This window comes from Streptomyces olivaceus (assembly GCF_000721235.1).
Lineage (GTDB): Bacteria > Actinomycetota > Actinomycetes > Streptomycetales > Streptomycetaceae > Streptomyces > Streptomyces olivaceus.
Map to the genome: position 1 here is coordinate 1 of NZ_JOFH01000138.1, position 452 is coordinate 452.

Below are 452 nucleotides of genomic sequence, written 5' to 3' on the forward strand. Positions count from 1 at the left end.
TGACGGGGGTTGCGTGATGGTGGGCCACAGGCCGAGTGACTGGCATGTCCTGGACCTGGACAAGGACCCGACGCCGGGTGATCCGCAGCGGGTGCGCACGTTGGCGAAGACGTTGCAGGACTTCGCCGACGACGTCTCGGAGGCGTTGCGTCTGGTGAAGGGGATGGCGGGGGAGTCGACGCTCGCCGAGTGGGCCGGCAAGTCGGCCGCCGTCTTCAAAGAAGAATTCTCCGGTGTCCCGAAGAACCTGAAGAAGCTCGAGAAGTCGTACGGCATGTGCGGCGACGCGCTCGCCGACTTCTGGCCGAAGCTGGAGCGGGCGCAGGCGCACCCGCGACGCCCAGCACGCCAAAACGGCGCAGACGAGCGCGCAGTCGGCCGTCGATGATGCGCAGGGTGCGTTGGATGCGGCGAAGAAGATGGCCGAGGACGCGCGGAAGATGCGTGACGAG

1 pseudogene is annotated in these 452 nt (G+C 67.0%); it reads left to right on the forward strand.

Annotated features, from left to right (window positions below):
- Positions 1 to 16: 16 nt before the first annotated feature.
- A pseudogene (locus tag IG94_RS39490) lies at positions 17 to 452 on the forward strand (putative T7SS-secreted protein); the annotation flags it as partial.